The organism is Acidovorax sp. (assembly GCF_034519795.1).
Classification (GTDB): Bacteria; Pseudomonadota; Gammaproteobacteria; order Burkholderiales; family Burkholderiaceae_C; genus Acidovorax.
Window position 1 is genome coordinate 219,124 of the sequence record NZ_JAXHOB010000031.1, and the last position, 25,696, is coordinate 244,819.

Genomic DNA, 25,696 nt, shown 5'->3' on the forward strand with positions numbered 1-25,696 from the left:
CGGTGATGGCCGCGCTGGACTGGATTTTCGTGGCCGTGCTGCTCGCTTCCATGCTGATGGGGGCCTGGCGCGGCCTGGTGTATGAGGTGCTGTCCCTGGCGGGATGGGTGGCGGCGTTCTTTGTGGCGCAGTGGTTTGCCGACGATGTGGCGGCTTTGCTGCCCATGGGCGAATCGACCGCAGGCCTGCGCTATGCGGCAGGGTTTGCGCTGGTGTTCATCGGTGCGGTCTTTGCGTGCGGCTTTCTGGCCTGGGTGGCCAAGAAGCTGGTGGAATCGATCGGCTTGCGCCCGGCAGACCGCACACTGGGGGCGGTTTTCGGGGTGCTCAGGGGCATGGTGCTGCTGCTGGCCGTGGCCGTGGTGGCAGGGCTCACGCCCCTGCACGAAGCCGCGTGGTGGCGGGAATCGCGGGGCGCGCCGGTATTGGCCCAGGTGCTCGAAGGGTTGAAACCGGCGCTTCCGGAAGAATTTACGAGGCACTTGCCTTCGTGAGGCGGCAACGGCCAGAAGCGGTTGTCGTGGGTTTGCAGCGGGGATGTTCCCGCAAACGGATGGAAACGAACTATGTGTGGAATCGTCGGCGTCGTCAGTACCGCGCCCGTCAATCAGTTGATCTATGACGCCTTGCTGCTGCTGCAGCACCGGGGCCAGGATGCAGCCGGCATCGTGACCCAGCAGGGCCGCAAGTTCTTCATGCACAAGGCCAAGGGCATGGTGCGCGACGTGTTCCGCACGCGCAACATGCGGGCCCTGCCCGGCAATGTAGGCCTGGGCCAGGTGCGCTACCCCACGGCCGGCAACGCCTACAGCGAGGAAGAGGCCCAGCCCTTCTACGTGAACGCGCCCTTCGGCCTGGTGCTGGTGCACAACGGCAACCTGACCAACGCCCAGACGCTGCGCACGGAGCTGTTCCAGACCGACCACCGCCACACCAACACCGACAGTGACTCGGAAGTGCTGCTCAACGTGTTCGCGCACGAACTCGAGCGTGCCACCGCCGGCGTGCCCCTGCAGCCCGAAAACGTGTTCGACGCCGTGCGTGCCGTGCACAAGCGCATCAAGGGCTCGTACGCCGTGATCGCCATGATCGCCGGCCACGGCCTGCTGGCGTTCCGCGACCCGCACGGCATCCGCCCGCTGGCGATTGGCCGCAGCGCGGACGGCAACGTCATGGTGGGCAGCGAATCGGTGGCGCTGGAGGGCACCTCGCACGTGTTCGAGCGCAACATCGAGCCTGGCGAAGCCGTGTTCATCACGCTCGACGGCACGGTGCATTCGGCCCAGTGCGCCGAGAGCCCGCAACTGAACCCCTGCATCTTCGAGTTCGTGTACCTGGCACGCCCCGATTCGGTGCTCGACGGCATCTCGGTCTACCAGGCGCGCCTGAACCTGGGCGAGGCCCTGGCCAAGCGCGTGGTCTCCACCGTGCCGCCCAACGAGATCGACGTGATCATCCCGATCCCCGAGTCGAGCCGCCCCAGCGCCACGCAACTGGCGCACCTGCTGGGCGTGCCGTACCGCGAAGGCTTCGTGAAGAACCGCTACGTGGGCCGCACCTTCATCATGCCGGGGCAGGGCGTGCGCAAGAAGTCCGTGCGCCAGAAGCTCAACGTGATCGCCAGCGAATTCAAGGGCCGCAACGTGCTGCTGGTGGACGACTCCATCGTGCGTGGCACCACCTCGCGCGAAATCGTGCAGATGGCGCGCGACGCCGGTGCCCGCAAGGTCTACCTCGCCAGTGCCGCGCCACCGGTGCGCTACCCCAACGTGTACGGCATCGACATGCCCACCAGCAGCGAGCTGGTGGCCCATGGCCGCACGGTGGAAGAGATCCGCCAGGTCATCGGCTGCGACGCCCTGATCTACCAGGACGTGGATGGAATGAAGCGCGCCATCGGCTCGCTCAACAAGGCCATCGTGGGCTTCGACGCGTCGTGCTTCGATGGCACCTACGTCACGGGTGACATCACCGCCGACGACATCGCGCGCCTGAACGAGGGCCGCGTGGGTGTGGAAGAGAACGAGGAAGACACTTCGCGCCTGGCGCTCCCCAACGCGCAAGACGCCTGAGCGCGCTGAATGCAGCCTCGGGCGAGGCTGCATCCCTGCTTGGCAGCCATTCGTGGGCGCACCGATCAAACGGTGCGCCCATGCCGTTTCAGGGGGCGCAACCCCGCAGCCTGTGGCGCGGCACTTATCATTACCGGCATTGACCGCCGCCTTCGCGCCTGCCTTTACCGCGGCAGGGCAGGGCGGCCCACCCAGCAAGACCTCTATGACCGACCAGAACAACACCCCCGCCGCCGGCCGCGTGCGCACGCGCTTCGCGCCATCGCCCACGGGCTTCATCCACCTGGGCAACATCCGCTCGGCCCTGTACCCCTGGGCGTTCGCGCGTGCCATGGGCGGCGACTTCATCCTGCGCATCGAAGACACCGACGTGGAGCGCTCCAGCCAGGTGGCGGTGGACGTGATCCTGGAAAGCATGGAGTGGCTGAGCATGCAGCCCGACGAGGGCCCGTTCTACCAGATGCAGCGCATGGACCGCTACCGCGCCGTGCTCGAAGACCTCAAGGCCACCGGTCTGGTCTACCCCTGCTACATGGGCATCGCCGAACTCGATGCCCTGCGCGAAGCGCAGATGGCCGCCAAGGAAAAGCCGCGCTACGACGGCACCTGGCGCCCCGAGCCCGGCAAGACCCTGCCGGCCATCCCCGAAGGCGTGCAGCCCGTGCTGCGCTTCAAGAACCCGCACGGCGGCGTTGTCGCCTGGGACGACAAGGTCAAGGGCCGCATCGAGATCAGCAACGACGAGCTCGACGACCTGGTGATCGCGCGCCCCGACGGTACGCCCACCTACAACTTCTGCGTGGTGGTGGACGACATCGACATGGCCATCACCCACGTGATCCGCGGTGACGACCACGTGAACAACACGCCGCGCCAGATCAACATCTTCCGCGCCCTGGGCAAGGAGCCGCCGGTCTACGCCCACCTGCCTACCGTGCTGAACGAGCAGGGCGAGAAGATGAGCAAGCGCAACGGCGCCAAGCCCGTCACCCAGTACCGCGACGAGGGCTACCTGCCCGACGCCATGGTCAACTACCTGGCCCGCCTGGGCTGGAGCCACGGCGACGACGAGATCTTCAGCCGCGCCCAGTTCCTCGAATGGTTCAACCTCGACCACCTGGGCCGCAGCGCCGCGCAGTTCGACGAGGCCAAGCTGCGCTGGGTGAACGCCCAGCACCTCAAGGCCATGGACGACGAGGCCCTGGCAGCCCTGGTCTCGGCCCAGTTGCAAAAGCGCGGCCTGGCCGCTGCCGACCTGGCCGATGGCCGCCTGCCGCGCATCTGCGCGCTGTTCAAGGACCGCTGCGACACCACCGTGGCTCTGGCCGACTGGGCCCAGGTGTTCTATGGCGACGTGACGCCGAACGAGGCGGAACTCGCCCAGCATGTGACGGACGCCATCAAGCCGGCCATCGCCGCGCTGGCGCAAGCGCTGGCCACCTGCGAGTGGAGCAAGGCCGCCATCAGCGCCGCCTTCAAGCAGGTGCTGGCGGCGCACGGCCTGAAGATGCCCCAGCTGGCCATGCCGGTGCGCGTGCTGACGGTGGGCACGGCCCACACCCCCTCGGTCGATGCGGTGCTGGAATTGATCGGACGCGAAAAAATTGGCGTTCGTTTGCAAAACCGCTAAAAACCTGTCTATAATTTGAGTCTCTGATGAAGACGACATACACAGTGTGAATGAAGTCGGAACAAGCGGTCTGGGAAGGTATTTCCAGCCGCGCCAAGTGGGGGTATAGCTCAGCTGGGAGAGCGCTTGCATGGCATGCAAGAGGTCATCGGTTCGATCCCGTTTACCTCCACCACCTTCCATCAGAACGGTTCGCAAGTTCCAAGGTTTTGACCCTATCGTCTAGAGGCCTAGGACATCACCCTTTCACGGTGAGTACCGGGGTTCGAATCCCCGTAGGGTCGCCAAGTTGTAGCGCTTGGCTTGTGAGGTGGCAACACCGCTGCAAGCGAAAGCTGCCTGCCAGGAGTGGTAGTTCAGTTGGTTAGAATACCGGCCTGTCACGCCGGGGGTCGCGGGTTCGAGTCCCGTCCACTCCGCCAGTTTATTGCCGTTGCATGTCGGTTTGATGATGTGCAGGGGCCAGTGGGGGTATAGCTCAGCTGGGAGAGCGCTTGCATGGCATGCAAGAGGTCATCGGTTCGATCCCGTTTACCTCCACCACGGTTTTTTGGTTAGTTGGTTAGCTCCAAGGTTTTGACCCTATCGTCTAGAGGCCTAGGACATCACCCTTTCACGGTGAGTACCGGGGTTCGAATCCCCGTAGGGTCGCCAAGTTGTAGCGCTTGGCCTGTGTTGAAGAATGCAGGTGAAAGCTATCTACCAGGAGTGGTAGTTCAGTTGGTTAGAATACCGGCCTGTCACGCCGGGGGTCGCGGGTTCGAGTCCCGTCCACTCCGCCAATACAATGAACGGGTTGCAGCAGAAATGCCGCAACCCGTTTTTCTTTGTCGGTGGCGTGGGAGCACTTGATCACAGGTGACGTGTTTGATGCCTGCATGTGTGGTCCGGAATGAGGAACTGTCTGCGATGCAATCAATTGAGTGGACGCCTGCTGACCGTCGCTGTGGCAGCGATCCCTTGACAGGGCATAACCACTGTGAGGTGCACCGATTTCAGTTCTGTTCCATCGTCGAGCATGCCCTCGGGCTCGACCGAAGTCAGCCAGAACCGATCGCAAAACAGCACTTGGCCTCCGCTTCATCACTCTCGAGAGCGAATTTCTGGCCGCAGGCCCAACACCACACATTGAATCGGGAGCAGACGTCGCACTTGCCAACGGCGACTGGAGACACGGATTCATCGGAGATTCCTGCATCGAACACCTCGTCGTAAAGGCCCCACCCTTCGATACGCCCCTTCCCTGAGGTGCGTGCACGACACTCCTCGCTGGCGCATGCGTTCCACGTGTCAAGGATGATGCCGTTGAGTTCGTCCGGATGCAGCAGCTTGACGCTGATGGTCTTCTGCACCCGTCGCCTAGCCGCTTCGCTGAAGCCATTCGGGCACACCAGGAAGCCGCGGTCGGCACGCACATCCTTTATCATTCCCTCGAGCTCCTCGACATCCTTTACGTCGAGAGGTCTGGCATGCAGCTTCGCGTCCACGATGATGCGCTTCGAACGATCCTCGCCGACTCTGCATTCGATGAGCGTGTCGATCTGCCGCTCTGTGCCACTTAGGTGTCCGACTAGCTTCACATTCGGATGCACGGTCGGTGCCGGATCGTCCTGCTGTGATTCCACGAAAGCCACTAGCCGCTCGTACATCTTCCAGGCAGGCGGCTCCTCGGGATTGTCTGGGCTTCTCATGTTCGATTCCAGTAAGTCTCGATGGGTCTGGCAAGTTTGCAACAATGAGGATTCACATGGCCGAAGAGAATGCATCTCGCTGCCTTACGGGCCTTCTCCTGGTTGAGGAATAGTTGGTGGAGCGGACTTCTGCGTTCAAAAAAAAGATGCGCGCGCGGCCGGACAAAACTGGCTACTTTCTGAGCGCATTTCTGTCAGCCACACTTAGCGTTACGTTCCTTCTGCGAAAGGAGCTCGCCCAAGTAGCCGGGTTTCGTCAGCGGTGGGAGGCACAGCGCCTCGTCTTGGGCGCCCACGCAATGGCCCGCTTCCTCATGGAACTTCGAAACTTTTCTCAAAAGGAAGGGCGCGTTTCGCTGACCGGCGGCAGGACGGGCCAAGGTCGTTCAACGAGATGGACCTTCCGATTCGTAGGCGTACAGACTTCGGCGCCGGACGCATTGCAGGGCGTTGATGCAGCCGATGCTTGCCAAGCTGGCGCGCTTAGTGCTCGCCTGCATGGAGGCCTTCCCGTTTCAAACCTGTCCCAGGTCTGCCCTGAGCGCTGCTGGCGTGCAAGTATTGGAACTGGACGCGGAGGAGATTTTCAAAGCCCTCGGCTTGCCGCTTGTTGATAGCGACGATGGCCTCGCTTGGCGCGTTCGCTGTGACTAGGTTGGACGCGGTTGACGCTATCATTCGTAAGTTGGCATAAGGTCGTGGCCGGCGTTTGAAGCGGCATTCGCCAACTGCCAGCGACGATCTATCTATCGCGTTGCTGTCGGGCTTGGAGAGGCGGTTTCGCGGTGCTGCTGCTTCGGTGAACGCGAGGCAGACAGCGCTTGAACTTCTGGTGGGCAGTCCCCTTCGCTGAGCCAACGCCGCATGCATCGCCTAGAGAAGCTCCGCAGACCACGGCTGCATAATGTTAAAAAAGCTGGAGGTAGTAGATGGAGGGAGTGATCGCTTTTTATAGGTGTTTGGACTTGGGGCTAGGTTTTGGGCATCCCCTGCTACGTCGTCCGCTACCCCGCCCGTTGCTTCGGAAGCCGGCCTTGCAATGAAGAACGGCCGAGTCCCAATCATCGATGTATTTGCAGGTCCAGGGGGGCTAGGCGAAGGCTTCTCGGCCTTGCGCGACAAGAACGGCGACAGGCTGTTTCAGATCGCACTATCAGTCGAAAAAGATTCAGTGGCGTGTCGTACCTTGCGGCTGCGATCCATTCGCCGCAGCCTCGAAGAATCCGGTCGACTAGACACCTATTTTTCATTGCTGCGCGGCGAGCTTGCAAGAGCGGAGTTCGAGGTCTTTCCGATCGTGCGCGAGGCCATCAAAGAAGCAGAGCATGAGGTGCTTAACGCTGAGCTCGGCAAAAATGATGCACAAGACTTGGACCGTCGGATCGCAGCAGCTGTCAAAGGCTCGCCGAGTTGGGTGCTAATCGGAGGTCCTCCTTGTCAGGCGTACTCGCTTGCAGGGCGGGCGCGACGAGCCAATGACGCCGCATTTGAGGAAGATGAAAAGCACTTCCTTTATAAGGAGTACCTGCGGATCATTCGCGAGCATGCACCCCCCGTCTTCGTCATGGAAAACGTCAAGGGCCTGCTGTCGTCCCATCATGGCGGCTCCCCCATGTTTTCCCGAATCCTTGGCGATCTGGCCGAGCCTATGCGAGGCGTTTCCTATGAAATCAGGTCCCTCGTCAGACGACCTGGATTCGCTGAACTTGCGCCGAACGACTACATCATCGAGTCCGAGCATTTCGGTGTTCCCCAGACGCGACACCGCTTGATACTGGTCGGCGTCCGTTCCGATGTCGCCCATCAGGAGTGGCAACTGCTTGACAAGGTGATCACGCCGGCTACCGTGGGAAGCGTACTCGCAGGGATGCCAGAAATCCGGAGCCGACTCTCGAGGGGCCGTGATGATCTGCATGCATGGCACGAGAGTTTGCGCGCTACCATAGACCTAGTCAGGGGAACGGGCATGCCCGGTGAGCACCGTCTGCTGTCGGCAATGAGAACGGCGATAGCTAGGGCAAAAGATGTCGAGGGTACGGGCAGCGCCTTCACTCCGATGCGTGCGACTCGCACGCACTCCGAGGTCGCAAAATGGATCTCAGCACCCGGGCTAGACGGTGTCGTGCAACACGAGGCTCGCGATCACATGCCAAGCGACTTGGGCAGGTACATGTTTGCTGCCTCCTACGCACAGGAGTTCGGCTCCTCTCCGCGACTAGCGCAATTTCCCAACAGTCTGCTGCCTGCGCACCAGAATGCCAAAGAAGTTAATGGTGTCATTCCTTTCCGTGACCGATTTCGGGTGCAATGCGAAAACACGCCGTCAGCAACTATCGTTTCGCATATCGCGAAGGACGGGCACTACTATATCCATTACGACCCCGCTCAATGTAGAAGTTTGACGGTGAGAGAGGCCGCCCGCCTGCAGACCTTTCCCGACGACTACTTCTTCGAGGGAACTCGTACCCAGCAGTATGTTCAGGTGGGCAATGCGGTTCCGCCCTTTCTAGCAAGACAGATCGCCGAGATAGTTCATGGCCTCGTTGCCCCAGCATTGCAGCAGCCTGCGCATGCGCGAAAGGCTGCCTGATGGTCGCCGGGCGGGCTCCCGTATCCGCCGTCGCCCTGGACGCGGAGCAGCGCTCGGTCATAGAGGCGTCTCCTGACGATTGGCTTCTCGTAGTCGCGGGCCCAGGCACCGGCAAGACCCAGGTCGCGTCGATGCGTCTGGTGCACCTACTCCGCACGGGCTTCTATCCATCGCAGATCCTGGTCCTGAGCTTTTCGCGCAGCGCCGTGGCGACTTTGACGCGGCGGATCAAACGCCTGGACCTGAAAGACGAGGCATTGCTTGAGGAACTGAGGCATCTTTCCATCCGGACATTTGACTCCTGGGCATTCCGCATGCTTCGGCAGTCAGGCTCGCTTCCCGCTGAACTGCTGCGAAGAACGCACGACGATAATATTTCGGAGGTTTCCGAACGATTGGCAGACCCTGCCGATGACGCGCTGGCCAGCCGGCTGGAGAACGTGCGCCATGTAATCGTTGACGAATTTCAGGACTTGCCTGGCGTGCGTGCCAGAATGGTGACTGAGCTACTCAGCAGGCTGAACGATAGTGGGAAGGCAAAGATCGGATTCACGGTTCTGGGGGATCCAGCACAGGCGATATTCCGATTTGCGGATAGAGCTCGCGATGGCGCACCTTCGACAGACCCCTGGGAGGACCTGAAGAAACGCATGGGTACCGGGCTGACCGAGATCAGGCTGGAGAAGAACTACAGGTCCACAGACCAGCTGGCAACCCTCGCTGCAAGCATGCGCAAGATCCTGCGCAGCAACTTGCTCGATCCGGCGAGCAAGCTGAAGGCTATGCGAGTTTTGCTAGACAGACTGCCTTTATCTCCTACGGGAGAACGGATTGACTCCAAGTGGATGACGAGTCTGCCGCGAGGCTCCGTCGCGATCCTGACTCGGACAAATGGCGAAGCGATGAGAGTCGCCACAATGCTTCTGGGTCAGACCGAAGGACTCCCGGCGATCCATTTTCGTCTCAAGCTTTCCGGCGAAGGTGTACATGCGCCAGCGTGGATCTCCGCACTTTTCTCGCATTACAAGCTGCCTACCATTGCGCGCACGGTGTTTGCGATGCTGCATGCTCGTGCAGAGGCAAATCTTGATGTTTCCGTACGTGCGGTGATCGCAATACCAGGCTTCGAGCAGGCCTGGCGAATGCTTGCGCACGCGGCGGGACAGCCGGATACGGCAGCATCGATTGACATGGAGTCCATCCGTCAGCGCCTCGAATGGCCCGATTCATTTCCGGATGACGAGAATCAAGTCACGGCGCAGATTCTGGTGACCACCATTCACCAAGCCAAGGGCATGGAGTTCGACAACGTCGAGCTGCTTGAATCGCGACCGCGCAAAGACGACGATTCGCCGGCGGACCCACTCGAAGAGGCCAATATTGGCTTCGTGGCTATTACCCGCGCTGGGCTCCAGATCCGACGCCTGCCCGCGGAGTGCATCTACAGGCCACTCAACGACACACCCTTTCCTCACGGAAGGTCCAGACAAGTCGGCTGGGGAAAGATGCTGAACCTCCAGATGGGACTGCGAGGTGACATCGATGCGACGAGCTTTGTCGACGAGGAGATACTCGGTACGGAGGCTAAGGTCAGCGAAGTCCAGCAGACGCTGCTCCGACAGACATCTGCATTGCGGGGATACAAAGTGGCGCTTCGGCGCGTGACAGCCGTGCCGGAGTCAGGACGGCACAGGGATGCCCGCTACGAGCTCGTACTGCAAGGCGGCGAACTGCACGGCCTCGTTCTGGGCCGGACCGCTTGGCAGCTGACGGAGGATCTACTGAATGTGCTGTGGAGTCGAGGCTACGGGCTGCCCAACAACATCTACAACCTCCGCATCGGCGAGGTCGTCACACTGACATCGACTCGCGACGAGCATCGCGCCATCCCGGACCCATGGCGCTCGAGTCTTATCTGGCTGGGAGTGACCCTGTTCGGAACGGGCGACTTCAAGCTCTGGAAGCGCAAGGGACAATGAAAATGACGCTCGAAGAAACCAGACAGTCACTGGTGCAACTGGCCAGAGCACTTCTGGTCGGTCCACTTGTGGCCGACGAAGTTCTCCAATCGGCCCCAGCGGATACCTACCTCACAGGCATTCTGTGGCCCCAGGACGTCCCAGTTGACGAGGCCGATGATGACGGAGAGCTTGGCGGCCAGGGCGACGCCGAGGCCGGCGAAGAATCCGCGGTTCCTGGCTACCGGGCGATTCGACCTTGCTCAATTGGCCTCACATTCGCGGTCGAGAAAGGCGCGACTGTCCTTGTGACGCTCGGCGATACGGCTCGCTATGAGCTACTGGACGCGAGACCGTCCGATATGGCAAGAAATGAAGAAGAGACGGCGGTCGACAACGACAAGGCCGGGGCAGCCAGCGAGTCATCTACCTCGCGGTCAGGGCGTGAATGGAAGCGCCTTCCGGTTGGCTACAGAATCGAGCTTCCGCCTGTGGCCGCTTCCGGGGTCAGGCGGTTTACCAGATTCCAGCGGATCAACGACGGGACGGAAGTCGAGGATTTACGAATGTCCTTGCACGTGAGGTGCCGGGTCGGCTCCCTACAGGACATGTACACCGTGACGCTCATCAACGAGCAGCACGACGAGCGCGGCGCGGGTGGTCGGGATGCACGATGCCTGTTCCAGGCAGAACTGGTGATTACTGCCTTGACGGAAGGTCGGGGAGGTATCCGCCCTCGACCTGCCGTCGACATTGGACAGGGAGCAGACGACGACGCTCTCTCGAACGCGTTGCTCTATCGCGACGTGCACGAATTTGCCGTAGGGCACGGCGTTGCGGCAGATTGGGCGCCATCAAACGGGGATCGCGTCGAGCAAGTTCGGACAGCGTGGCTGCCGCTTCGGCGAGTCTCGGGCACAACGTCTGCAGGGCACTCGATGCTTGTTGATTTCCGGACGAAGTGGCCCGATGCGCTCACTGCGCACTTCCTATCTGATGCGTCTCGACGCGACTCGGTAACCGGCTCGTTGATGGCATTCGCCGACTGCTACCGGCAATGGATCAAGGAGACCCTGGAGCCGCGGCTGAGCAATTTTCAACAACCTCTCGCTGCGGCAGCGCAGAGTAATTTTGATCGATGTTTGTCCACCGCAGACCGGATCGAGGATGGCGTGGAGCTCCTGCGCAAGAACGACGATGCGTGGGTGGCCTTTACGCTGGCGAACTCCGCGATGGATCGTCAGGCTACCTACCCAGCCAAGGGAAAGAACGTCCCACCGCTGGTCTGGCGTCCTTTCCAGCTTGCATATGTGCTCTTGGTGCTCCCAGGGTTGACCGATCCCGGCCTCGGCGACAGAGAATTCATGGATCTACTCTGGTTTCCCACCGGAGGCGGCAAAACCGAGGCGTATCTCGCACTGACTGCCTATCAGATATTCCTTAGAAGGCTCACCAGCGATCAGCGACGCGAACAGGGTGGGGTGGACGTCTTAATGCGGTACACGCTGCGCCTTCTTACAGTGCAGCAGTTTCAGCGCGCAGCGGCCCTGATATCCGCATGCGACGCGATCCGCCGCGAAGACGCGAGGCTGGGTGCTGCGACGATCAGCATTGGGTTGTATGTGGGCAAGGAGGCTACACCGAATTCGATGAAGGACGCACTCAAGGCGCTGGAGGAAGAGCGGGCTAGGCAGAACCCCAGGTCCACACCTCGCCAGCTACTGCGTTGCCCTGTATGCGGATCAGATTTGGCCGCCACAGCTTACCGGCCGCTTGCTGACCATGCACATATCGATATTGTTTGCGAGGCAAAGGAGTGCGCGACAGGTGGTCATCCCTTGCCGGTGCTTACTGTGGATGAAGTCATCTACGCCAACCCTCCATCACTACTCATCGGAACGGTGGACAAGTTTGCCCAGATCCCACGTCGCGGCGACCTGCGCGCCATCTTCGGTTTGGATGGTGGTCTGCCGCCCGGACTGATCATTCAGGACGAGTTGCATCTCATCTCCGGCCCACTAGGCTCGATGGCGGGGTTGTACGAGGCCGCTGTTGATCTCTTGTGTTCGAGAGGCGAGGTTCGGCCAAAGATCATCGGTTCCACGGCGACGATCGGACGAGCGGAAAGTCAGGTACGAGCACTCTTTGATCGGAGCGTTCTTCAGTTCCCGCCTCCAGGCTTCGATGCAGGTGATTCGTTCTTTGCTGTCCGCGATTCCGTTGGACCGGATCGCCTGTATGTAGGTATATCTACTGCTGGTCGAAGCCCCAAGTTCGCGTTGCAGGCTCTCGTGGCCGCGCTTTCGCAAAGCATCGCGGCTCTGGCCGAGCGTGAGCATCTCGACGATGCAACACGGGATGCGTATTGGACATGTGTGAGCTACTTCAACAGCTTGCGTGAACTTGGGGGCGCCGATGTCCTGGTACAGGATGACGTGCCACGGCAGATGCGCTTTCTTGCCGGCCGCTTGAGCGTCGCCAGACGGGACTTTCGGGAGCCGCCGATGGAGCTCAGCAGCAGGCGGTCGTCCAGGGAGCTGCCGCAGTTGCTGCAACAGGTCTCGACCACCCTGGCTCAATTCCATGCAGATCCTTTCCAGTATGCACCTCCGCCGGACAACGTACTGGCGTCGAACATGATCTCTGTCGGAGTCGACATTCCGCGACTGGGTCTTATGGTGGTCAATGGCCAGCCGAAGTCGACCGCCGAATATATCCAGGCGAGCAGCCGGGTGGGGCGCGGCATCCCGGGGTTGGTATTCACCTTGTACAACTTCGGGAGACCAAGAGATGTGTCCCATTTCGAGCATTTCCAGCCATATCACGATGCGCTCTACCGAAACGTCGAAGCGACAAGTGTGACTCCCTGGGCTCCGCGCGCGCGCGACAAGGCACTCCACGCTGCGGTGATATCGGCAGTGCGCCATCTCGTGCCGGGCATGTCCGGCGACGATGACGCGATTCGATTCCATGCTGATGATCCAGGTGTCGTCGCCCTGCTAGGCCGCATTGCTCAACGTGTGCGTGATGCGGTTGGCAACGCGGAGGGAGAAGAAGCCGAAGAAGACGTCCGTTCAATTGTCTCGGAGTGGGCACGACGCAGCCATGAGGCGAGAACGACCGGAACGCGTCTCCGCTACTGGGAACGCAGGGCACCATTCGGCAAGACCGCGCCGCATCTGATGAGTTCTGCAGAAGATGGCGGTCGAGCGGGAACACTATCTTGGCCGACGCCGAACACGATGCGGGAGGTGGAGCCCTCTTCGGCATTCGTTCTTAAGACAATCTCGCGGAAGAAGGAGGTGCCAGGTGACGACATACGGTAAGAAGTACTCTGCTCGATCGCCAATCGCTTCCGCACCTGTCGGGGTGGAGCCACTGGGAAAAGTTCGCCGATCGCAGCTGATTTCCACATATGGAATCGGCGCCATAGTCGATCTGGAAAAGGGGTCATTCATGCCAATGGGACTGGATGATCTGGACGCTGCCACGCGGTCGCCGTCCCTGATCGTTCACGAATCCAGGCTCGCAGCGCAGCTGGGTGTCGAACACTTCAGATTGCCACCGGTGGCTGCGGAACTTGCTGGAGGGCAAGTGGAAGCGCGCAGTTCGGTTCCGGCGATCCGGTTTCCTCAATGGCATGAATGTCCTCAGTGCCACCGTATCGGAACACAGGGCGGGCCATTTGAGTTGTCCTCCGATGGCAGCCGGCTTGAGTGCAAAGCACATGGAAAGGGTGTTCCGACTACTCCGGTGCGTTTTGTACTTGCATGTCGGCACGGCCACATTGACGAGTTTCCTTGGGTCTGGTGGGCTCACCGCAAGCGGGACGGTGGTGCATGCAGCCGGCCCTTGCTCGAACTCACATCCCTCGGAAAGTCGGCAGCACTCGCGGATCTGTACGTACATTGCAAGACCTGCAATTCCTCGGCATCGTTGGGTGATGTTTTCGGGCCGGAGATCCTCCGCGGTCAGAAATGTCGAGGCGTCAGGCCTTGGTTGCATGATCGGGAAGAAGGCTGTGATCAGACTCCGCGCGTCCTCCAACGCGGCGCCTCGAATGCGCATTTCGCAGTGGTGGTGTCGGCACTCTCTATCCCGCCCGTCTCGGAAGGGAACTTCCAGATCATCGAAAGCCAATGGTTGACCCTCGCGGCGCTACCTGCGGAGGCCGTTACGCCGGTGCTCAACGGGTTGGCGGCCAGCTTCGGGGTTCCAGTCGAAGCGCTACTTGCAGCGTTCAAGGAAAAGCAGAAGATCGAGGGTGTCACCGAAGGTCGCACAGATGCGGGAGCTAGGGCTGAAGAGTATGCGGCCCTTTCGGCGGACCGTGACGATCCCGTCGTCGGAGGAATTCCCCCGAATTTCTGCAACGCAGTCAGCAAGCCGCCGCCGGGTCTCGACGTCTGGTTCGATCTGGTGGGCGCTGTCTCTCGTCTCCGAGAGGTACGCGCACTCGCGGGATTCACTCGCATCGATCCGTTCCCGGTGAGTGGCGAGCGGGTCGCCGAGGCCGTGCGTGACGGCCACATTTCCCCTCTGTCCAAGCATGAGTATAACTGGCTGCCCGCTGCTGAAATCCGAGGGGAAGGCCTCTTCCTGAGATTCCGCACAGACGCCGTGGACAGGTGGATCGAGGCGAACGCGGCGATGCGACCCCGGATCGCCACCCTTGAACAGCGATCACACAGTGTGGCCGAGCAGCGCGGCTACGAGCGGGACTACCAGGTCACCTCCAGGCTCCTGCTTGTCCACTCATTCGCGCATGCCCTGATCCGAACAATTTCCATCGACTGCGGCTATTCCGCCTCCGCTTTGCGCGAACGCCTTTATGTCCGTGATGCCGACGCCAATGGTCCCGCGATGAATGGCGTTCTCATATACACCGGTTCCCCGGATTCGGAAGGAAGTCTCGGTGGGCTGGTACGTTTGACGCGACCGGAGCACATCAGCAGGATCGTGATGCAGGCGGTCCGCACTGCACACTGGTGCGGCAGCGATCCGGTCTGTCTTGAAACGGATCCGGCGCAGCACGGGGACAGGATCAGCGGCGCTGCCTGCCACACCTGTCTTCTCGTGCCGGAAACGGCGTGCGAGAAATTCAACATGGAGCTTGACCGGACGATGCTCGTCGGATCTGCGGAAGAGATGGATGGCCCCAGTTGGAAGGGCTTCTTTCATTCGAACGGAGACTGAGCGGCATGGCGATCCTGATCCCAGAACAACCCAAGGACTGCACGTATGGCGAGCGCAGGGTCTATGAAAAGTTGGGGCGCGAGCTCGAGCCGGATTGTGTTGTACTACATTCCTTAGGTCTTCACGGGCATGCCTCCAAGATCTGGGGCGAAGCAGATATCGTGGTCCTCTCTACGCGCGGCATTTTCGCCCTGGAGGTCAAGGGCGGGAGGGTTTCATGCGACAAGGGCGTTTGGACATTCGGAGATCCGGGTTCGCCTTCGTACACGAAGCGCGAAGACCCTTGGAGTCAGGCCAAGACTGCAATGTTCGCGATCCAGAAGAAGCTGGTCGAGGGAGACCTCGCTTTCAAGGAAATTCTCTTCGGCTTTGGGGTCGTCATGCCGTCGGAGACATTCACGGCTACGGGCGCCGAAATAGAGCAGAAGGTTCTGCTGGATCATCGAGATTTTCGTCACGATGTGCGCCAATTCTTTGGCCGACTTCAGCGTCACTGGGCGGATGAATATCTCCAGAAGCACGGGCGTGCGCCGCGCCTTCCGACCAAGGCGGAAGTGCAGCTTGCAAGAAGACTGCTGCGGCCGGACGTGGAGTCTTGCTTCAACCTTGGAAGCTATCTCACCGGCGTGGAAAGCACGATTGTTCATCTCACGAATGATCAGATCCGCGCCTCCAGACGAATGTCTGCAAATCCGCGGACCATTGTCCGGGGAAGGGCAGGCACCGGCAAGACCGTCATCGCCATTGACCGGGCCCGACAGCTTGCGGCTCAGGGATACCGCGTTCTCTACCTCTGCTTCAATCAACTTCTCGCCAGGCACTTGACACTGTCGCTCGGCGAAGATCGCGCGACCAAGGGGATAGAAGTTCGCCACGTGCACGCACTGTACAAGGAGGTGATTGATCGTGCAGGACTCGCAGACAGATTGAACACCAAGGTCAGCGACGAGGTGCTCTTCGCTGAAGTCTTTCCGCGCACGTTTGTCGAAGCGGCGATCCAGTGCGATCTCAAGCCGTGGGACGCGCTTGTGATCGACGAGGCGCAGGACCTTCTTACCCCTGACAATATCGATGCCTTTGATCTGATGTTGGGCGCGCCAGGCGTCAATCGCGGTCGTTGGCACATATTCTTCGACCGCTACCAGAACATCTATGACACCGAAGTCCAGGACCAGGTCGAGAAGCGTCTGAGCGAAGCCCAACCGGCATATGACGACTTGTACGAGAACTGTCGCAACACTCGTCAGGTCGCAATCCAGGCATCGATTCTTTCAGGAATTGATCTAGCGATCGAAGGTGCACCAAACGGCTTCGAATGCTACAACATCTACGCCAAGAGCCGAAAGGCCATGATTTCCGAACTGGAATCCGCAGTGGCATTGCTGACGAAGCGGGGCGTCAAACCCGGCGACATCGCGGTTCTGTCAACAAGGCGGCGTGCACATTCCCTGGTCGCCGAGATCGTTTCGCTCTCCGGTGTGCCGCTGATTGATGTTGGCGACGCCGGGCCTGGGGACATGCTCTTTTCGACCATGCATTCGTTTAAGGGGCTGGAAAGGGCGGTAGTGCTTGCCGTCGACATGGAAGGCATGGGGAAGCCTGAGTGCTCCATGTTGCACTACGCTGGTCTTTCTCGCGCCAAGGGGCTGCTTCATGTGTTCCTTTCGCCCGATCAGAAGGCGACCTATGAAAAGCAGGCCAGTGCCTTCGCACAACGAATAGCGGTAGCCGCCGGGAGCGAACATGTCGGTTGAACGTTTCTTCACCGAATCAATCTTCACAAATCCGGTTTCACAAATCCGGTGCGATGAGCCGCACTGATGCTCATGGCTGATACGGTTGATTCGGTGACGCGTTAGCGCATGATGGCCGGAATCGGCCGAACGAACACTGTGCCGGAGATGCGCGTGCGCCGATATCTTCGCGCAACGGGCTTGAGCTTTCGCCTCCACGACAAGCGGCTGTCCGGAAAGCCCGATATCGTTCTGCCCGCGTTCAAGACAGCAGTCTTCGTGCACGGGTGCTTCAGGCATCGGCATCCAGGATGCAGCCTGACAGCCAACCCTGCGACGAACATTGCATTCTAGCGCTTGAAGTTCGAACGCAATGTGGGGCGAGACGCGTGGAAGGCAGAGGCCTTGCGGGCCGCAGGATGGCGGGTAACAGGGCTGTGCCAGCGTGCGCAGGCTGCGCCGCAGCAAGGGCGCACCCGATGGGAGTTGCCAGGGCACGGGTGTGCCGCTGGCTTCTTGCAGGAGCGCGTGCCGGTATCAAAGACCTGCGTGGGCGCCATCTGGCCTGTCGCTCAGCCAACCGAAACGGTGGGGTTGAGGCTGTACAGCCCCGTAATGCTGACTTGGCCAAGCACCGGCGCCGCGGCCAGCGCTGCACGCACGTTGGCACCCGTCAGCGCGCCTTCGACCGCAAGCGTGGGCGCGGCCAGGGCATAGATGGTGAAGACATAGTGGTGCACCAGCGTGTCGTTCCACGGTGGGCAGGGGCCGTCGTAGCCGTAATAGTCCCCCTTCATCTGTTCGTCGCCCGCAAACCAACCGGTGTAGTCGTTGATGCCGTGGCGCGCACCGCCGGGTGCGGCGGGGCCGGGCTTGCCGCGTGGCGTCACGCCATCGGAATGGCTGCCCGCCACAATCTCCCGGGTATCGGCCGGCAGGTCGAGCAGCAGCCAATGGAAGAAGTCCACGCGCGGCAGCGCTGCGGGCACTTCGCGGCCCTCCTGGTTCACGTCGTCACCCCGGCTGGGCACGTCGGGGTCGTGGCAGACCACCACGAACGACTGCGTGCCCTCGGGCGCGCCGCTCCAGGCGAGGTGCGGATTGCGGTTGGACGACAGCGCGACGTGCGTGGCGGCGTCCGGCACTGCGAATGCGAATTCGCCGGGGATTGCCTGGCCGTCCTGAAAGCTCTGGCTGGTGAGTTGCATGGCTTGTCTCCTGTGTTGGGGGTGAAAGATGGGGCTCTGTCGAATTCTAGGAGGCTGTCCCCGGCGCCGCTGGGGAGGGCGGCGCCTGGTCCTACAAAAAATCAGGACACAGCCGCCATGGCGCGGCAGTCTGCAGCGCCCAGCATGTACCGATCCGCCCCCACAGGACAAAAACATGCAACAAGCGACTGCGCTGCCGATCTCCCGGCGCGATCTGCTGATCGTCGGCGCTGCTTCCGGCGCGGCGACAGCGGCCTTGCCCGTCCACGCCCAGACACCGGCGCAGCCGCCAGGCGTCACCGTTCCCACCCCTATGGCCAAGGTCACGTTTATCGTCAACAGCCAGCCGCGCGAGCTGGAGCTGGACACCCGCACCACGCTGCTCGACGCCTTGCGCGAGCACCTGCAGCTCACCGGCACCAAGAAGGGCTGCGACCATGGCCAGTGCGGCGCCTGCACGGTGATGGTGGATGGCCGGCGCATCAACTCGTGCCTCACGCTGGCCGTGATGCACGAGGGCGCGCAGGTCACCACCGTGGAAGGTTTGGGCACGCCGCGCAACCTGCACCCCCTGCAGGCGGCCTTCGTCAAGCACGATGGTTACCAATGCGGTTACTGCACGCCGGGCCAGATCTGCTCTGCCGTGGGCATGCTCGACGAGATCCGCCGCGGCATCCCCAGCCATGTGAGCGCCGACCTCACGGCGCGGCCGCTGCTGTCGCCCGATGAGCTGCGCGAGCGCATGAGCGGCAACATCTGCCGCTGCGGCGCCTACTCGAACATCGTGGATGCCATCACGGAAGTGGCAGCGGGAGCCAAAGCATGAAGCCTTTTACCTACGAGCGCGCCCAGACCCCTGCCGAGGCGGCCGCTACCATCGACCGGGTTCCCGGCGCCAAGTTCATCGCGGGCGGCACCAACCTGCTGGACCTGATGAAGCTGCAGATCGAGAACCCCGTGCACCTGGTGGACGTGAACGCATTGCAGCTCGACCGGGTCGAGCCCACGCTGGACGGCGGCCTGCGCATCGGCGCGCTGGTGCGCAACACCGACCTGGCCGCGCACGAGCGCGTGCGCCGCGACTATGCCGTGCTCTCGCGCGCACTGCTAGCCGGTGCCTCGGGCCAATTGCGCAACAAGGCCACCACGGCTGGCAACCTGCTGCAGCGCACGCGCTGCCCGTATTTCTACGACACCCACATGCCCTGCAACAAGCGCCAGCCCGGCAGCGGCTGCAGCGCCATCGGCGGGGTCACGCGCCAGCATGCGGTGATCGGCACCAGCCCGGCCTGCATCGCCACGCACCCGAGCGACATGGCGGTGGCGCTGCGCGTGCTCGACGCCAGGGTGGAAACCGTGCGCGGCGACGGTCGCACGCGCGTGATCCCCATCGCCGACTTCCACCGCCTGCCCGGTACCACGCCGCATGTGGAGACCGTGCTGGCCCCCGGGGAACTCATCACCTCCGTGACGCTGCCGCGGCCGGTGGGCGGTGCGCACATCTACCGCAAGGTGCGCGACCGTGCCTCGTATGCCTTTGCGCTGGTGTCGGTGGCGGCCATCGTGCAGCGCAACGGCACCGGCCGCGTTGCGCTGGGCGGCGTGGCCCACAAGCCCTGGCGCGTGGAGGCGGCCGAGGCCGAGCTGCCCAATGGTGCAAGGGCTGCGATGGCCAAGCTGTTGGCCGGCGCCCAGCCAGGGCACGACAACGCCTTCAAGATCACGCTGGCCGAGCGCACCCTTGCCGCCGTGCTGGCGCAGGCAAGGAGCTGACGCATGAAATTCGACACACCCGCCACCAACAACCCCATCGACCAACTGCGCGCCATCGGCCAGGCCACCGACCGCATCGACGGGCCGATGAAGACCAGCGGAACGGCGCCCTATGCCTATGAGCGCCATGACGCAGTTGCCCGCCCCGCCTACGGTGTCGTGGTCGGCGCGGCCATTGCCAAGGGCCGCATCGAGTCCATGGACCTGCGTGCCGCGCAGGGCGCGCCCGGCGTGATCACCATCGTGACGGCCAAGACGGCGGGCACGCTGGGCCAGGGCCAATTCAACACCGCCAAACTGCTCGCCGGCCCCGAGGTGCAGCACTACCACCAGGCCATCGCCCTGGTGGTGGCCGGTACCTTCGAGCAGGCGCGCGCGGCGGCCCAGTTGGTGAAGGTGCAGTACGCCCGCACGCCGGGTCAGTTCGACCTGGCCGCAGCGCGCCCTTCGGCGCACAAGCCGCCCGAGCAGGACGGCTCTCCAGCGGACACCCGCAAAGGCCATTTCGACAAGGCCTTCGATGCCTCGCCGGTGCAGCACGATGCCACCTACACCACGCCCGACCACTCGCACGCCATGATGGAGCCGCACGCCACCACGGCGGCCTGGACCGGCGACAAGCTCACCGTGTGGACATCGAACCAGATGGTGGACTGGAGCGTGGGCGACCTGGCCAAGACGCTGGGCATCCCCAAGGACAAGGTGCGCCTAGTCTCGCCCTTCGTGGGCGGCGGCTTCGGCGGCAAGCTCTTCATCCGTGCCGACGTGCTGCTGGCCGCCCTGGGCGCCAAGGCGGCGCGCCAGCCCGTGAAGGTGGCGCTGCAGCGGCCCCTGATCGCCAACAACACCACGCACCGCCCCGCGACCATCCAGCGCATCCGCATCGGCGCGGCCCAAAACGGCAAGATCAGTGCCATCGCGCACGAGAGCTGGTCGGGCGACCTGCCGCAGGGCAAGCCCGAGACGGCCGTGAACCAGACGCGGCTGCTCTATGCCGGTGCCCACCGCCTCACGGCCACGCGCCTGGCCGTGCTTGACCTGCCCGAGGGCAATGCCATGCGCGCACCCGGTGAGGCGCCGGGCATGATGGCATTGGAAATCGCGATGGACGAGATGGCCACCAAGCTGGGCATCGACCCAGTGGAGTTCCGCGTCATCAACGACACCCAGGTGGACCCTGAAAAGCCCGAGCGCCCCTTCTCGCAGCGCCAGCTCATCGAGTGCCTGCGCACCGGCGCCCAGTGCTTCGGCTGGAGTCAGCGCCGGGCCGAGCCCGGCCAGGTGCGCGATGGCCGCTGGCTCGTGGGCCTGGGCGTGGCGGCGGCGTTCCGCAACAACCTGGCGATGAAGTCCGGCGCGCGCGTGCGGCTTAGCCAGCGCGGCGTGGTGACGGTGGAAACCGACATGACCGACATCGGCACGGGCTCGTACACCATCATCGCGCAGACGGCTGCCGAAATGCTGGGCGTGCCGGTCGGCAAGGTCATGGTGCGGCTGGGCGACTCGGCGTTCCCGGTGTCCGCCGGCTCGGGCGGGCAGTGGGGCGGCAACTCTTCCACTGCGGGGGTGTATGCGGCCTGCGTGAAGCTGCGCGAAGCCATTGCGCACAAGCTGGGCATGCCACCCGAGGCGGCCCAGTTCGCCGATGGCATGGTGCGTGCGGGCGAACGCTCCGTGCCCCTGGCCGATGCGGCGGCCGACGGCGAGCTCGTGGTCGAGGACAGCATCGAATACGGTGACCTGCAGAAAAAACTCCAGCAATCGACCTTCGGCGCGCACTTCGTGGAGGTGGGGGTGGACGTGGCCACCGGCGAGATCCGCGTGCGCCGCATGCTGGCCGTGTGCGCTGCGGGCCGCATCCTCAACCCCAAGACCGCGCGCAGCCAGGTCATCGGCGCCATGACCATGGGGGTGGGCGCCGCACTGATGGAAGACCTGGCCGTGGACAAGCGCCAGGGCTTCTTCGTGAACCACGACCTGGCCAGCTACGAGGTGCCGGTGCATGCCGACATTCCGCACCAGGAGGTGGTCTTCCTGGACGAGACCGACCCGACCTCGTCGCCCATGAAGGCCAAGGGCGTTGGTGAACTCGGCCTGTGCGGGGTGGGCGCTGCCATTGCCAACGCGGTTTTCAACGCCACGGGCGTGCGCGTGCGCGACTACCCGGTCACGCTGGACAAACTGCTCGACAAGTTGCCAGCGGTGGCCTGACGGCCTGCACCTCAGGCGCTCAACTCGCGCAGCAGCTCGGTTTCGATCTGGATCTGTCGCGCATTGTTCTGCAGCTCCGGGCCCTGCACCAGAAAGGTGTCTTCCACCCGCTCGCCCAGGGTGCTGACCTTGGCCAGCTGCACACTCAGGTGGTGCTGCGCCAGTACCCGCGCCACCAGGTAGAGCAGGCCGGCGCGGTCGCTGGCCGAAATGGCCAGCAGCCAGCGCTGTGCCTTCTCATCCGGGCGCAGGGTGACCCGCGGGGCGATGGGGAAGCTCTTGACCCGGCGCGAGACGCGCTTGCGCGTGGGCTCGGGCAGCGGGCCGCCTTCCTCGATCACGTGCACCAGGTCGCTTTCCACCATGTGGGTCAGTTCGCGGTAGTGGCCGGCCTGGTCGTCGGCCACGATCTGGAAGGTATCGAGCGCATGCTGGTTGTTGGCCGTGTGCACGCGCGCATCCAGGATGCTGAAGCCCGCACGGTCGAAGTAGCCGCAGATGCGCGCGAACAGGTCTTCCTGGTCGGGCGCGTAGACCATCACCTGCAGGCCATCGCCGGCCAGCGACTGGCGCGCACGCACCACGGCGCGTGGCGCGCCCACATGGCGCGACAGGTGGCGCGTGTGCCAGGCGATGTCGGCGGCCTCGTGGCGCATGAAGTAGCTCACGTCCAGCGTGGCCCACAGGGCCTTGTGCGCCTCGAAGGGCAGGGCGCTCAGCGCGAGCAGCACCAGGGCCTCGCGCTTGCGCGCCTCGACCTCGGCCGCCGCATCGGGCGCCCGCCCGCCCAGGGCGCGCAGCGTGGCCCGGTACAGGTCTTCGAGCAGCTTGCCCTTCCAGGCGTTCCACACCTTGGGGCTGGTGCCGCGGATGTCGGCCACCGTGAGCAGGTACAGCGCCGTGAGGTAGCGTTCGTTGCCCACGCGTTTGGCGAAGGCGGCGATCACGTCGGGGTCGCTCAGGTCTTCCTTCTGCGCGATGCGGCTCATGGCCAGGTGCTCGCTGACCAGGAATTCGACGAGCTGGCCGTCTTCGCGGTCCACCTTGTGCTGGCGGCAAAAGCGCCGCACTTCCATGGCACCGATCTGCGAATGGTCGCCGCCGCGGCCCTTGCCGATGTCGTGGAACAGCGCGGCCAGGTACAGCAGCCAGGGCTTGTCCCAGCCGCCGGCCAGTTGCGAGCAGAAAGGGTACTCGTGCGCGTGCTCGGCCATGAAGAAGCGGCGCACATTGCGCAGCACCATCAGGATGTGCTGGTCCACCGTGTAGACGTGGAACAGGTCGTGCTGCATCTGCCCCACGATGCCGCGAAACGCCCACAGGTAGCGCCCCAGCACCGAGGTCTGGTTCATGAGCCGCATGGCGTGCGTGATGCCTGCGGGCTGCTGCAGGATGCGCATGAAGGCGGCGCGGTTCACCGGGTCGCTGCGAAAGGCCCCGTCCATCACGCCGCGCGCGTTGTACAGCGCCCGCAGCGTGCGCGCCGACAGGTCCTTGAGCCCCACCGTGGTCTGGTAGAGCAGAAAGGTCTCCAGAATGGCGTGCGGGTCCTTGAGGTACAGGTCGTCGCTGGCCACCTCGATCAGGCCCGATTTTTCGAAGAAGCGCCCGTTGATGGGGCGCAGTTCGTGGGCCGAGGGGTTGAGCGCCTCCTCGATGTTGAGCAGCAAAATCTGGCTGAGCTGCGAAACCGCCTTGGCCGCCCAGTAGTAGCGGCGCATCATGGCCTCGCTGGCGCGCATCGGCAGGCGCGAGCCGTCGGGCGCCTGCGAGCGGTAGCCGAAGGACTCGGCCACGGCGGTCTGCAGGTCGAACACCAGCCGGTCCTCGTGCCGGCCGGCGGCTGCATGCAGGCGCGCGCGGATCAGGCACAGCACGGCCTCGTTGCGCTCGATCTGGCGCACCTCGAAGGCCGTGGCCATGCCGTTGGCGGCCAGTTCCTTCCAGGTGCTGCCAAGGCCCGCCGCGCGGGCCACCCACAGGATCATCTGCAGGTCGCGCAGGCCACCGGGCGACTCCTTGCAATTGGGCTCCAGCGCGTAGGGGGTGTTCTCGTACTTGTTGTGGCGCTGGCGCATCTCCAGCGTCTTGGCCACCAGAAAGGCCTGGGGGTCCATCTGCTCCAGGTACCGGGCCTGGAAGCGGGCAAACAGCTCGGTGCTGCCGCAGATCTGCCGCGCTTCGAGCAGCGAGGTCTGCACGGTCACGTCGGCGGCCGACTCGGCCAGGCATTCGGCAATGGTGCGCACGCTGGAGCCGATCTCCAGCCCCGCATCCCAGCAACTGCCGATGAAGCCTTCGAGCTGGGCGCGCAGCACGCTGCAGCCATCGGCCGCGCGGTCATCGGGCAGCAGCAGCAGCACATCCACGTCGGAATACGGAAACAGCTGGTCGCGGCCAAAGCCGCCCACCGCCACCAGCGCCAGGTCGGGCGGCAGCTCGGCCCGGCGCCACAGCTCCTGCAGCAGGCTGCCCGCCAGGGTGGAGAGCTTGCGCAGCAGCACGCGGATGCCGCGCGTGGACGCGCCGGTGGCCTGGATGGAGGCCATCAGCGCCGCCTTGTCGCGGCGGTAGGCGTCCCGAAGGGCGTGGATTTCGGTCATGGACGATAGGGGCGTTGCAGTCGATATGGCCATGCAGTGTTCCACGCAAGAGTCGTGCGCAGCGGGTTTCCCGCTGACTTTTTATGTCTTTGTGGCGGTCACAAAGGACGGCAGCGGCGGCGAGCCAGCCGACAACGTCATCACCTCGTAGCCCGTCTCGGTGACCAGTACCGTGTGCTCCCACTGGGCCGAGAGGCTGTGGTCCTTGGTGACGATGGTCCAGCCGTCGTTGCCATGGTCCTTCACCTCGCGGCGGCCGGCGTTGATCATGGGCTCGATGGTGAACACCATGCCGGGCTTGAGCTCTTCGAGCGTTCCGGGCTTGCCATAGTGCAGCACCTGGGGCTCTTCATGGAAGCGCTGGCCGATGCCGTGGCCGCAGAACTCGCGCACGATGGAAAACCCCAGGCCTTCGGCAAACTTCTGGATGGCGTGGCCAATGTCGCCCAGGTGGGCGCCGGGCTTGACCTGCACGATGCCATGCCACATGGCGTCGAAGGTCACCGCGCACAGGCGCTTGGCAGCGATGGAGGTTTCGCCGATCAGGTACATGCGGCTGTTGTCACCGTACCAGCCTTCCTTGGTGATCACGGTGACGTCCACGTTCACGATGTCGCCCTTTTTCAGGGGCTTGTCGTTGGGGATGCCATGGCACACCACGTTGTTGACCGAGGTGCACAGCGACTTGGGGTAGGGCGGGTAGCCCGGCGGCTGGTAGCCCACCGTGGCCGAAATCGTGCCCTGCTGGACCATGCATTCGGCGGCCAGCCGGTCGATCTCGTTGGTGGTGATGCCGGGCTTGATGTGGGGGGCGATGTAGTCCAGCACTTCAGACGCCAGGCGGCATGCCACGCGCATGCCCTCGATGTCCTGTGCAGTTTTGATGGTGATGCTCATGCAGGGATTATCCCATTGCGGACGTGAGGCCGCATGCGGCTTAGCGGCGCCGGTTAAAATGGGAGGCTAACCGCCACCAAGCCTGCGTTTTTCGGATGGCGGCGGCGCCCACCGTACCCCTCACACCCCAACAG

16 protein-coding genes and 6 tRNA genes are annotated in these 25,696 nt (G+C 63.1%); 18 read left to right on the forward strand and 4 right to left on the reverse strand.

Annotated features, from left to right (window positions below):
* Positions 1 to 5 precede the first annotated feature (5 nt).
* The 9 genes from U5N23_RS31240 (at position 6) to U5N23_RS31280 (ending at position 4,484) form a co-directional block, all read left to right on the forward strand.
* The gene (locus U5N23_RS31240; RefSeq protein ID WP_322596628.1) at positions 6 to 494 is read left to right on the forward strand and encodes a CvpA family protein; all 489 of its coding nucleotides are present in this window, start codon (positions 6 to 8) and stop codon (positions 492 to 494) included.
* Positions 495 to 566: 72 nt separating this feature from the next.
* On the forward strand, positions 567 to 2,072 hold the full coding sequence (gene purF, locus U5N23_RS31245) for an amidophosphoribosyltransferase (RefSeq protein ID WP_322596554.1): 1,506 nt from the start codon (positions 567 to 569) through the stop codon (positions 2,070 to 2,072).
* Between the two features lie 205 nt (positions 2,073 to 2,277).
* Complete coding sequence (gltX, locus tag U5N23_RS31250) at positions 2,278 to 3,702, forward strand: glutamate--tRNA ligase (RefSeq protein ID WP_322596555.1); 1,425 nt, start codon at positions 2,278 to 2,280, stop codon at positions 3,700 to 3,702.
* 99 nt (positions 3,703 to 3,801) lie between these two features.
* Positions 3,802 to 3,877 (forward strand) — tRNA-Ala (locus tag U5N23_RS31255).
* A 36-nt stretch (positions 3,878 to 3,913) separates the two neighbouring features.
* Positions 3,914 to 3,989 (forward strand) — tRNA-Glu (locus tag U5N23_RS31260).
* 58 nt (positions 3,990 to 4,047) lie between these two features.
* A tRNA-Asp gene (locus U5N23_RS31265) sits at positions 4,048 to 4,124 on the forward strand.
* 45 nt (positions 4,125 to 4,169) lie between these two features.
* Positions 4,170 to 4,245 (forward strand) — tRNA-Ala (locus U5N23_RS31270).
* 35 nt (positions 4,246 to 4,280) lie between these two features.
* Positions 4,281 to 4,356, forward strand: a tRNA-Glu gene (locus U5N23_RS31275).
* Between the two features lie 51 nt (positions 4,357 to 4,407).
* A tRNA-Asp gene (locus tag U5N23_RS31280) sits at positions 4,408 to 4,484 on the forward strand.
* 258 nt (positions 4,485 to 4,742) lie between these two features.
* On the opposite strand, the gene U5N23_RS31285 is transcribed toward U5N23_RS31280, so the two are convergent.
* Positions 4,743 to 5,393 carry a restriction endonuclease gene (locus tag U5N23_RS31285; protein ID WP_322596556.1) on the reverse strand — a complete coding sequence of 217 codons (651 nt, stop codon included), beginning with the start codon at positions 5,391 to 5,393 and terminating at the stop codon, positions 4,743 to 4,745.
* A gap of 1,039 nt (positions 5,394 to 6,432) precedes the next feature.
* On the opposite strand from U5N23_RS31285, the gene U5N23_RS31290 reads away from it, so the two are divergent.
* From U5N23_RS31290 to U5N23_RS33210, 6 genes are all read left to right on the forward strand, one after another.
* Positions 6,433 to 7,983: a DNA cytosine methyltransferase gene (locus U5N23_RS31290; protein ID WP_322596557.1), complete on the forward strand. Its 1,551-nt coding sequence runs from the start codon at positions 6,433 to 6,435 to the stop codon at positions 7,981 to 7,983.
* The gene (locus U5N23_RS31295; RefSeq protein ID WP_322596558.1) at positions 7,983 to 9,962 is read left to right on the forward strand and encodes a UvrD-helicase domain-containing protein; all 1,980 of its coding nucleotides are present in this window, start codon (positions 7,983 to 7,985) and stop codon (positions 9,960 to 9,962) included. Before U5N23_RS31290 ends, U5N23_RS31295 begins: the two co-directional genes overlap by 1 nt.
* A gap of 2 nt (positions 9,963 to 9,964) precedes the next feature.
* Positions 9,965 to 13,267, forward strand: coding sequence for a helicase-related protein (locus tag U5N23_RS31300; RefSeq protein ID WP_322596559.1), 3,303 nt, complete (start codon positions 9,965 to 9,967; stop codon positions 13,265 to 13,267).
* A 43-nt stretch (positions 13,268 to 13,310) separates the two neighbouring features.
* Positions 13,311 to 15,137: a DUF1998 domain-containing protein gene (locus U5N23_RS31305; protein ID WP_322596629.1), complete on the forward strand. Its 1,827-nt coding sequence runs from the start codon at positions 13,311 to 13,313 to the stop codon at positions 15,135 to 15,137.
* Positions 15,138 to 15,142: 5 nt separating this feature from the next.
* Entirely contained in the window at positions 15,143 to 16,891 is a 1,749-nt protein-coding gene (locus U5N23_RS31310) for a nuclease-related domain-containing DEAD/DEAH box helicase (protein ID WP_322596560.1), read from the forward strand.
* A gap of 111 nt (positions 16,892 to 17,002) precedes the next feature.
* Positions 17,003 to 17,224, forward strand: a complete 222-nt coding sequence (locus U5N23_RS33210) for a hypothetical protein (protein ID WP_416208703.1) — start codon at positions 17,003 to 17,005, stop codon at positions 17,222 to 17,224.
* Between the two features lie 218 nt (positions 17,225 to 17,442).
* On the opposite strand, the gene U5N23_RS31315 is transcribed toward U5N23_RS33210, so the two are convergent.
* Entirely contained in the window at positions 17,443 to 18,078 is a 636-nt protein-coding gene (locus U5N23_RS31315; RefSeq protein ID WP_322596561.1) for a YbhB/YbcL family Raf kinase inhibitor-like protein, read from the reverse strand.
* 175 nt (positions 18,079 to 18,253) lie between these two features.
* Here U5N23_RS31315 and paoA point away from each other — a divergent pair, with 175 nt between their 5' ends.
* From paoA to paoC, 3 genes are read left to right on the forward strand one after another with little or no spacing between them, the layout of a single operon-like run.
* Entirely contained in the window at positions 18,254 to 18,904 is a 651-nt protein-coding gene (gene paoA / locus U5N23_RS31320; RefSeq protein WP_322596562.1) for an aldehyde dehydrogenase iron-sulfur subunit PaoA, read from the forward strand.
* Entirely contained in the window at positions 18,901 to 19,851 is a 951-nt protein-coding gene (locus tag U5N23_RS31325) for a xanthine dehydrogenase family protein subunit M (RefSeq protein WP_322596563.1), read from the forward strand. The genes paoA and U5N23_RS31325 overlap by 4 nt, the downstream gene beginning before the upstream one ends.
* Positions 19,852 to 19,854: 3 nt before the next feature.
* Entirely contained in the window at positions 19,855 to 22,062 is a 2,208-nt protein-coding gene (gene paoC, locus U5N23_RS31330) for an aldehyde oxidoreductase molybdenum-binding subunit PaoC (protein WP_322596564.1), read from the forward strand.
* An 11-nt stretch (positions 22,063 to 22,073) separates the two neighbouring features.
* Here paoC and U5N23_RS31335 read toward each other — a convergent pair whose 3' ends face one another.
* Together U5N23_RS31335 and map are read right to left on the reverse strand one after the other, a co-directional pair.
* Entirely contained in the window at positions 22,074 to 24,665 is a 2,592-nt protein-coding gene (locus tag U5N23_RS31335) for a [protein-PII] uridylyltransferase (RefSeq protein ID WP_322596565.1), read from the reverse strand.
* Positions 24,666 to 24,746: 81 nt separating this feature from the next.
* Entirely contained in the window at positions 24,747 to 25,562 is an 816-nt protein-coding gene (gene map, locus U5N23_RS31340; protein WP_322596566.1) for a type I methionyl aminopeptidase, read from the reverse strand.
* Positions 25,563 to 25,696 lie beyond the last annotated feature (134 nt).